This is a genomic window from Nostoc cf. edaphicum LEGE 07299 (genome assembly GCF_015207245.1).
Classification (GTDB): domain Bacteria; phylum Cyanobacteriota; class Cyanobacteriia; order Cyanobacteriales; family Nostocaceae; genus Nostoc; species Nostoc edaphicum_B.
In genome coordinates, this window is sequence record NZ_JADEXF010000806.1 from 1 (window position 1) to 3,086 (window position 3,086).

3 protein-coding genes are annotated in these 3,086 nt (G+C 44.9%); all 3 read left to right on the forward strand.

Annotated features, from left to right (window positions below; genetic code table 11):
- Positions 1–192 (forward strand): DUF6737 family protein (locus tag IQ229_RS24280; RefSeq protein WP_228013617.1); only part of this gene is annotated, 192 nt, incomplete at its 5' end.
- Positions 193–468: 276 nt separating this feature from the next.
- A complete protein-coding gene (locus IQ229_RS20940; RefSeq protein ID WP_194047025.1) occupies positions 469–1,971 on the forward strand; it encodes an acyl-CoA synthetase in 1,503 nt (500 codons plus the stop codon).
- A 185-nt stretch (positions 1,972–2,156) separates the two neighbouring features.
- Positions 2,157–3,086, forward strand: a 930-nt coding sequence (locus IQ229_RS20945; protein WP_194047027.1) for an amidase, incomplete at its 3' end; no start/stop codon positions are given.

A 3,086-nucleotide genomic window follows, 5' to 3' on the forward strand; every position in this document is an offset into this window, starting at 1 on the left:
CCCTGGTGGTGTCAACCCTGGTCTATAGTTCTCACGGGTGTAACACTGATTGGTGGTAGCTGGTTACTATTTAAAACTATCTGGATAACAGTTCTCGTTTCCATCCCAATAGGAACGTGGATGGTATTTTTTGTGTTGTTTTGGCCACAACTAATGATTCGCAGTGGAATTTTGGAGTCGTATAAAGAGTAGTTTGAGCTTAATGTAATGCTGGAAATTATTCCAGGTAGAGAAAATTATTCCACCGTGTTCAGAATTTAGCATCTCATTACCCCCCTTAATCCCCTCGATATATTGGGGGGAAATAGGAAATTTTGTTCCCTCCCCTTTATAAGGGGAGGGTTAGGGAAGGGTATTTTTATACTTCATTAACTTGCAATCTGCTGTAAGGCTGTCAGTTCAGAGCAAATCAGATTTATATATACTTTCATTAACTAGACTGAATCAACCCTAAATAGGTAAAAAAACGTGAATTTGCCATTGATTATTCGTGCTGAAGAACACAACGAAAAAACAGCAATTTTGACAACGGACGGAGCATTTACCTATCGGGATTTGCTCCACACTTCTAGTCAAATAGCAACAGGTCTTCTTCAAAATGCAGAAGATTTACAAGAGCAGCGAGTTGCCTTTCTCATTCCGCCTGGGTTTGAATATGTAGCCACTCAATGGGGAATTTGGCGGGCTGGTGGTATAGCTGTACCTCTGTGTATTTCTCATCCACGTCCAGAATTGGAGTATGTAATTACTAATTCTGGAGCATCGATTATTATTGCTCATCCTGATTTTGAGAGTATACTGCGTAGTTTACCGCCGCAGGCATCGCTCGCCCAAGAACACAATTTGCGATTTATCCTCACCTCAGAAACGCTCCCATCTAATATTAGTCGCCTCCCAGAAATAGATATCACTAGACGCGCCTTAATTCTCTACACCAGTGGTACAACAGGTAAACCCAAGGGTGTAGTTACAACTCACCAAAATATTCAAGCGCAAGTGACTAGCTTAATCACCGCTTGGGAATGGACATCTAGCGATCGCATTTTACATATCCTGCCACTACATCATATTCATGGGATTATTAACGTACTGACTTGTGCTTTATGGGCTGGGGCAGAGTGCCATATATTGAGCAAATTTAATGCCGAAACCGTTTGGAAGCGAATTTGTGACGGTGACTTAACCTTATTTATGGCAGTACCAACAATTTATGTAAAACTCATTGCTGCTTGGGAAACTGCCTCTAAAGAACGTCAAAAAACTATGTCAGAAGGCTGTGCTAAAATGCGCCTGATGGTTTCTGGCTCGGCAGCGTTACCAGTTCAAGTTTTAGAAAAGTGGCAGAGCATCAGCGGCCATTTTCTGCTTGAGCGCTATGGCATGACTGAAATCGGCATGGCGCTATCGAACCCTTTACACGGTAAACGATTGTCTGGATATGTGGGGAAGCCTTTACCTCAAGTTGAAGTGAGATTAGTAGATGAGAACGGAGAGTTAGTTCCAGCCGGAACACCAGGAGAAATCCAAGTTAAAGGCCCTGGAGTGTTTCTAGAATATTGGCAAAACCCCGAAGCAACTGCCAAAGCCTTCCAAGATGGCTGGTTCCGTACTGGAGACACCGCCGTAGTTGAGAACGGCAACTACCGCATTCTGGGACGGATGAGTGTGGATATTATCAAAACCGGAGGGTATAAAGTTTCGGCTTTAGAAATTGAAGAAGTATTGCGATCGCATCCAGATATTCAGGAATGTGCAGTGGTTGGGGTTGCCGATTTAGAATGGGGTGAACGGGTGTGTGCCGCGTTAGTATTGCAAGGCTCACAACCTTTAACCTTAGAAGCTTTCAGGAGTTGGGCAAAAGAGCGATTGGCGGTTTATAAAGTGCCAACCCAAATTTTGATAGTTGAAGAATTACCTCGCAACGCGATGGGGAAAGTGACTAAACCGGCAGTAGTTGAGCTATTTTGCTGATAGCGATCGCTAACACCCAATTAGACCTGGAGTTTTAAAGCTTATAACCCCTTAATAAATATAATTAACTTGATCCTTAGAATCTGACCAATGGGGTGAAATCGACCTATGAGTGACTTAGTTTTTCTACCGGCTACTCATTTATGGGATATTGCAGTTGCACGAGAATGGGGTGAAATCGACCTATGAGTGACTTAGTTTTTCTACCCGCTCATCAACTTGCTCAGATGATTTGCGATCGCCAAGTCTCTGCTGTCGAAGTCTTCGATGCTTACCTGGCGCAGATTTCTAAACACAACTCAAAGCTGAATGCAATTTGCACCTTAGACGAAGACAATGCTCGTGCCAGAGCAAAGCTTGCAGATGAAGCCCTAGCTAGAGGAGAATACTGGGGCGCTCTGCACGGTGTCCCGATCACAATCAAAGATATCTTTGAAACAGTAGGACTACGTACCACAGCGGGTTATATTCCCCTCAAGGACTACATTCCTCAACAGGATGCCACCGTTGTCGCAAGGCTACGGTCAGCAGGAGCCGTTATCCTGGGGAAAACGAACATGGCAGAACTGGCTGGTGATTTTCAAAGTACAAATTCTCTGTTTCCACGGGTAAATAATCCCTGGAATCTCGACTATACGGCAGGTGGCAGTTCTGGAGGTAGTGCTGCTGCTGTTGCAGCCGGACTTTCAGCATTAGATATAGGCAACGATATTGCGGGTTCCGTGCGCCAACCTGCAACTTTCTGCGGCGTGTATGGCTTAAAGCCAACAGATCGCCGTATTTCCACCGCCGGAAGTATCCCTGAAGTACCGGGAATGCCGCTATGCTTGCGACAAATGTTGACTATTGGTTGTTTTGCGCGATCGCTCGAAGATATTCGCCTTTGTTTCTCACTCATCGCTGGTGCGGATCTACGTCGCCCAGATGTGCCACCGATTCCCCTTGATACTCCATCAGGCAAGTCTTTGCAGGATCTTAAAATTGCTTGGATTGATGAATGGGTAGAAGTTCCGGTTGCTGCGGAAATTCGAGCCGCAGTACAGACAGTCGTGCAAAAACTCGCTCAAGCAGGTAGTTATGTTGAACGCTGGCTTCCCAAAGACTTTGATTTATCG